Annotated in this window: 3 protein-coding genes; all 3 read left to right on the forward strand. The window is 46.3% G+C overall.

Annotated features, from left to right (window positions below; translation table 11 throughout):
- The first annotated feature begins 145 nt into the window (after positions 1 to 145).
- Complete coding sequence (gene mutS, locus RLO19_RS31525) at positions 146 to 2866, forward strand: DNA mismatch repair protein MutS (RefSeq protein WP_446361800.1); 2721 nt, start codon at positions 146 to 148, stop codon at positions 2864 to 2866.
- A gap of 493 nt (positions 2867 to 3359) precedes the next feature.
- Positions 3360 to 4001 (forward strand): hypothetical protein, encoded by a 642-nt coding sequence (locus RLO19_RS31530; RefSeq protein WP_446361802.1) that lies wholly within the window; start codon positions 3360 to 3362, stop codon positions 3999 to 4001.
- Positions 4002 to 4451: 450 nt separating this feature from the next.
- On the forward strand, positions 4452 to 7115 hold the full coding sequence (locus tag RLO19_RS31535) for a GTPase (RefSeq protein ID WP_446361804.1): 2664 nt from the start codon (positions 4452 to 4454) through the stop codon (positions 7113 to 7115).
- Positions 7116 to 7330: the final 215 nt, after the last annotated feature.

A 7330-nucleotide genomic window follows, 5' to 3' on the forward strand; every position in this document is an offset into this window, starting at 1 on the left:
TGTGTTGTTAAGTTTAGTTTGCGTCTATTCAGTCAATTTTCCGGTCTTTGTGCTGCTGAATACCCAATCCTCACAAATTTTTAAGACCAATTTTCCCCAGATTGCGGTAAAGTCATGATTGTTGTCGGCATATCAAAGACTGTTCATGAGCGGACATCCCAACGCATCTACTCCCGAATCCAACGGTGCTACTCCCATTCGCGCTACTGATAAGGCGAAGCTAGTGGCGTCTGAGAATGCGGATCATCGGACGGTAGACCGCCAACAGCTAACGCCGATGATGCAGCATTTTGCTGAACTCAAAGACCAGTATCCGAATGCGGTACTGCTGTATCGAGTTGGCGACTTCTATGAAACCTTCTTCCAAGATGCGCGACGGATAGCCGAAGAATTGGAATTAGTCCTCACCAGTAAGGAGGCGGGGAAGGGTGTGGGACGAGTTCCCATGACTGGTGTACCCCATCACTCCATTGAACGCCACGCCACTCAGTTAGTGGAAAAAGGTTATGCCATTGTTGTTTGTGATCAGGTAGAAGATGCGTCAGTCGCCGCCAAAGAAGGGCGTCAGGTGAAACGAGAAGTAACTCGTATTCTCACCCCTGGTACGTTAACCGAAGCGGGGATGCTAACTGCTAAACGCAATAACTTCCTGGCGGCGGTGGTGATGGCGGGGAATCATTGGGGATTAGCGTATGCTGATATTTCGACGGGGGAATTTTTCACTACCCAAGCCACAGATTTAGAGCTACTGGTACAGGAACTATTGCGCTTGCACCCTTCAGAAGTCCTAATTCCCACCAACGCCCCGGATTTGGGTAGTATGCTGCGCCCAGGGGAAAAATCGGAGTCTTTACCCGATTGGTTACCGAACTCCTTTTGCTACACCCTGCGTTCCCAAACCCCCTTCAGTCCCTCAGAAGCAAGACAACGACTTTTGGAACGATTTAAAGTGCGATCGCTAGAAGGGATGGGTTGTGAACATCTGCCTCTGGGAGTGCGGGCGGCGGGAGGATTGCTTGAATATTTAGAAGAAACTCAAAAAGAAAATTATGTCGCCCTGCAACATTTACGCACCTATACCTTAGCCGATTATCTAATATTAGATCACCAAAGCCGCCGCAATTTAGAAATTACAGCAACGGTGCGGGATAATACGTTTCATGGTTCCCTTCTGTGGGCATTAGATCAAACCAGTACCTCCATGGGAGGACGGGCATTACGGCGTTGGTTATTGCAACCGTTATTAGATATTAAAGGAATTCGGGCGCGACAGGATACGATTCAGGAGTTGGTGGAAAATACCGGACTGCGGGGAGATTTACGCCAGTTATTACGGGGAATTTATGATTTAGACCGGTTAACGGGACGAGCAAGTTCAGGAACAGCAAATGCACGGGACTTGGTGGCGTTAGCGGATTCCCTCTTAAAATTACCGGACTTGGCAGAACTCGCGGCTTATGGGGGTTCCCCTTATGTAAGGGCATTGCAAAAAGTTCCCCCAGAATTAGAACAGTTGGGACAAACGATTCGCGCCCATCTGGTGGAATCACCGCCGTTACAGATAAAGGAAGGCAATTTGATTCGTTCCGGGGTGAATGAGCAACTCGATGAGATGCGCCGCATGGCGGAGGAGGATCAGCAGTGGATTGCTAACCTAGAAGTCACCGAACGCGATCGCACGGGCATTGCTAATCTAAAAGTAGGATATAACAAAACCTTCGGCTATTACATCAGTATCTCTCGCTCTAAAGCCGACCAAGTTCCCCAGGAGTACATCCGCAAGCAAACCCTCACCAACGAAGAACGCTACATTACCCCCGACTTAAAAGAACGAGAAACCCGGATTCTCACCGCACGGGATGATTTAAACCGCTTAGAATACGAGATTTTTGTCGGATTACGTACCCAAGTGGGAAACTATGCCCAGTTAATTCGCAATCTATCTCGTGCAGTGGCGGCGATTGATGTCCTGTCTGGTTTAGCTGAGGTGGCTGTACGTCAGGGATATTGCCGTCCTACAATGGTAGAGGGGCGAGAGATTAGGATTATCGATGGACGCCATCCTGTGGTAGAAAAGTCTCTCCCACCGGGGTTTTTTGTGCCTAATTCAGCCTATTTGGGATGGGAAGAGTCCACGTCATCTGCTGAAGAAAAGACGGAGACAGGAAATCATCAACATCCCGATTTAATTATCCTCACAGGACCCAATGCCAGTGGCAAAAGTTGCTATTTACGCCAAGTGGGATTAATCCAAATTATGGCGCAGACGGGGAGTTTTGTCCCGGCGACATCGGCGACATTGGGAATCTGCGATCGCATTTTTACTCGTGTAGGAGCGGTTGATGATTTAGCCACGGGTCAATCCACGTTTATGGTGGAGATGAATGAAACGGCGAATATTCTCAATCATGCCACCAATAAGTCTCTGGTTCTATTAGATGAAATTGGCAGAGGAACAGCCACATTTGATGGGTTATCCATTGCTTGGGCTGTGGCGGAATATCTATCGTTGGAAATTCAGGCACGCACTATTTTCGCTACCCATTACCATGAATTGAACGAACTAGCATCTATTTTAGAGAATGTTGCCAATTATCAGGTAACGGTAAAAGAATTGCCCGATGAAATTATCTTTTTACACCAAGTTCAACCCGGCGGGGCGGATAAGTCTTATGGGATTGAAGCGGGGCGTCTGGCGGGTTTACCCCCTGCTGTGATTCAACGGGCAAGGCAGGTGATGGGGCAAATTGAAAAGCATAGTAAAATTGCCATGGGATTGCGGAAAGGTATTGGGAAGAAAGCCAAGGATAATGAAACCAGTACGCCAAAAACATCGGTACAGCAATTAGATATTTTTGCCGAGTAGGGGCTCTCGCATTCGCGCCCATATTGTGCGGTTCTACTGCTAAATTATCATCGCGAATGCTTCGCCCAGTCAAACGTCAAAAGAGAGGTTATACAAAATCCGCCTTTATCACCCCATGCAAGAGGAGGCGATTAAAATCGCTGCTACACAAACAAAGTCCGCCTGCGCGGACTAGGTTGTAACGGGGGTAGCGTTCCCAGGATTTAGTAGTTTAGGTGACCGTTTTTGAGTCAAATCCTAACTGTTCCAAATCATACTTTCGATAGAAGGTTAAACCTTTCCTCAGGCAGATGAGGCGGTCAAGAGAAGCGGTTAAATTGTTAAGTGGACAACCTGAATGAATTAAAGGCAATAGGTTCTTGAGTTAACAGTATTTGTATATAGGCTGTTGCTGATTAGGAAAAATCCTTGCCTGATTGCCTGATAATTCAAAAAGGTAATTATAGTTTTGGATTCAAAACTATTGTCCATAGATGATTTCAAAAGAGGTTTTATGAATAAACATCATCAGAATAACCTAAAAAAGGCTGGACTATTAGGAGCGATATTTAGCGGCGTACTGATTAGTTTACCAGCAACCATTCAAGAAGCATCAGCCCAAGGTTTTTTCACTTTAGATAAAGTTAATCCTTGTCCTGGGATTTACTACGAAGAACCCTTCAATAGCACACGCATGGTTCCCCAGGGATGTCCGCAGAATGCGGCACCACAGAGGGGTCAGGGGGGTCAATTCACTCCTAATAGACAAAGGACTCCTGTTACCTCTCCTTCAGGAAATTTGATTCAACCCCCTCTACCTGAGGTACGTAGTGAGCCAGTTGCCCGAATCCAACCCACAGAAGGTCTTGTTGATGTGCGACTGAAAAATAACACCAATGCTGTTGTTTCTTATCAAGCCATCGGGCATACTGATCGTCGATATATGTCAGGTGGAGAAGAAGTTATTCTGCAAAACTTGCCCACGCCGATTACGATAACCGCCGTTCGTCAGGATGATGGTTTACTTCAGATGATGCCTGTTTCTGCTAATGGTGAAACTGGACAGTTGGAGGTTACTTTTGAAGAAGAAACAACCTTAAACAGTAACCAAGGGGTACTGAGAATTCAAGAAGACGGTCAAGTCTTTGTTGATTAAAGAAGTTGACGCCATACTCCTCCTACTCTTAAGCGTGTATTTAAGACAGATCCCCCCAAACCCCCCTTCAAAAGGGGGGCTTCCTGTATTCAAAAGATGGTCAAGTCTTTGTTGATTAAAGAAGTTGACACCATACTCCTCGTACTCTTAAGCGTGTATTTAAGGTTGACAGATCCCCCCAAACCCCCCTTCAAAAGGGGGGCTTCCTGTATTCAAAAGATGGTCATTTATTTCCCGCCTAACCCACGATGGCGGCGTGGCACACCTTATTTGGTGGATTAGAATTGTAGGGGCGCACGGTGTGCGCCCGATTTAATCGTCAAATCTATCCCACAATTTTAGCTGTGTCAGTCCACTACAAATACTTGTAATTCCATCAAATTAATCGGCTTAGCTCAATTCCGGGGCGTTTTCACATTTAGCCATCTCCCTCATTTTCCCAGACACGCCATGGCACATCTCTACATTACCTCCATCGGCGCGTTTACAGCCAAAGCATCCGGGAAAGCGATCGCTTTCGCTGGGAACTGTATAGAAGAACCTATTGTGCTTTCCGATATCATGGTATCCCTAACCCCCGGCATTTACCCCCAGGTAACCCTACCCAACACCACTCTCATGGCTAGCGAACCCCTCGACTACCCCTTCCTCCTACTCACCCATCTCGTCTGCGCCGATCGCCAAATTCATCGGGAAGAGTCGAAACTCTTGCATGAATTGGCAGATCAAACTCAAGTGGGAAAACAGACAATCCAAGAAATGGAGAAAATTCTCACCCAAGAGAAAACCCTCCTCCCTGTTGAGGACATCGCCCAGCAAATCCCAGAGGAACAACAACGGGAAGCCATGCAGCAACTCCTGGCGCTGGCTTATGTAGATGGACTCTTTTCCCCTCTCGAACGGCAAATGATTGCACAGGTGGCGCAAATTTGGCGCTGGGATGCGACAGAGGTGGAACAGATGCTAACTCAAGCCCAAACCCTGCAAGCCAATCGGCAAAAAGACAGGGATTCTCACACCGAAAAACTCTCAATCAGCGCGATTTTACTCATGGGTGCAGAGTCTATCTTATCCCGCACCTTAATCGCCAAACTCGCTACCTTCGCCCCCGAAACTCTGGGACGCCGCATTGTCCAATTGCAACGACAAATCCTCTTAGCTGGACCCGATTACGAAGAAGCGGTACAACGCAATAGCATTATCGCTGGGGAAGATTATCGCTTCACTGAAACCGCACTCACGGATACTGAATCCACGTTAATCAGCTTAAATCAAACCCTACAACTCACCCTCGAAAACCTCCAGCAAACCATTAACAAGCAGCCAACGAACCCAACCACGAAAGAACTGATCAATCACTTAAATCAAACCCAAAAAACCTTAGCCACCGAGATTGGGCAAGAATTAAACTATGTACGCGAATCCCTGTGGGCAAAACAACGCGCCCTGCACCATTTTAGTCTTGCCTGTATGGGGAAAACCAAAGTCGGCAAAAGTACCCTCCATGCGATTATTATTGGTGAAGGCTGGGAAGCGATTGGTAGTGGGGGACAGCGCACGACTCGCTTTAATCGAGTGTATGATTGGAAGAATATTCGCATTATCGATACCCCAGGAATTGGCGCACCGGGGGGGAAAAGCGAAGAAGAAATTGTCGCCAGTGTGATTGAGGAATCGGATCTGATTTGCTATGTCGTCACCAATGACAGCATCCAAGAAACCGAGTTCCAATTCTTGCAGCAATTAAAAGCCAAGGCAAAACCCTTACTTATTTTGCTCAACCTTAAATATAACCTGCGTGATCCGCGCCGCTTAGACTATTTCTTAAAAAACCCGGATAAACTCTTTACCTTAGAGGGAAGTAGTGGAATTTCTGGACATATTGATCGCATCCATCGCTATGCCCAAAATCATTATGCCAACGACTACTTTGATATTATCCCCGTCATGCTGCTAGCGGCGCAAATGGCAAGGGAACCCGAACACCAAACCAATCGGGAAAAACTGCTCAAAGCTAGTCGCATCCAGGACTTTTTAGACTCCATCCGCGAATCCCTAGTTAAGCATGGCGCAATTCGGCGATCGCAAACGCTTCTAGGTTCAACTGTGGGTGCGATTGAACGCCCCTACCACTGGATGAGTCAGAAAAGTCAAAGCTATCAACAATTGAGTAATACCCTCACCCGTCAACGGGAAACCTTACAGACACAAATTAAAGGAGCCTGTAAGGATCATCTGGAATTCCTCCAGTATCAAATTGCCAGCATTTTTCAAGATATTTTCAACAGTTTACCCGATTTTGCTGAATCCAATTGGAATTTTAGTCAGGAAAGCTTAAGACAAAATTGGGACTATAAACTGCAAGCCCTGGAAATTGATGATCGCCTGCAACACGCCTATCAAACAACGGTGCAAAACTTTAACCGGGATGTAGAAATTGCCTTATCCGAACTGGGAACGGATTTACAATTAATAGCTCAGATGGGTGGGGATAATTTCCGATTTTTCCCCAGTATTTCTGATCTGTACAGCGATAATGCGGCACAAATTGGCGGTAGTTTCCTGAGACTCTCCCAAACTGTCGTTACTCATTTTAGTCCTCCGGTGAACAAAACAGTGATGATGGGAGCAGTTGTGCTGAATAGCATTTTGGGCGTTTTTACAACTCGCGAACAAAAAAGCCATTTTGCCGTTCAAAGGTTGTCTAAATTATTAGTTCCTCAAATTCGCGAGAGTCAGCGCCAGATCACCGAACAAGCGGCTGATAATTTTCGCGGCTATTATCGCCATGTAGCAGGTAAACTTATGCAGTATATTGAGGGACTGATTCAAGAGTTTGAGCTAATATCCAAGCAGTTTCATCAGCCTCAGCAAAAACTCAATGATACGATAAATCGGCTTAATGTCGCCTATGGTAAGCGGATTGTTGATTGGTGTCAAGGAAACTATGAAACCTTAACTGAAGCCGGAATTAACAAAACAATTACGCAAGTAAAACGGGAGTTTGGCAAACAGATTAATATTCAAACCAAATTTAAAGTCCAATCTTATCTAGACAGTCAAGAAATTAATCGAATTCTGCAAGAAGATGTGTCTATGCATCGCCTCCAGTAGGGGCGAAGCATTCGCGCCCAGATACATCGGTTTTCTAACAAAAACCCAACGCGAATTCTTCGCCCAACCCCCCAAGCATAAGCGCCCAGATAAAACGGTTTTCTAACAAAACCCCAACCCGAATGCTTCGCCCAAACCCCCAACCAAAACCGCCCAGAAAAATACGATTTATAACAAAAACCCAACCCCAAATCATAGCCCAACCCCCCCCACAA

Origin of the sequence: Coleofasciculus sp. G2-EDA-02, from assembly GCF_040226375.1 — a bacterium.
GTDB lineage: Bacteria > Cyanobacteriota > Cyanobacteriia > Cyanobacteriales > Coleofasciculaceae > Coleofasciculus.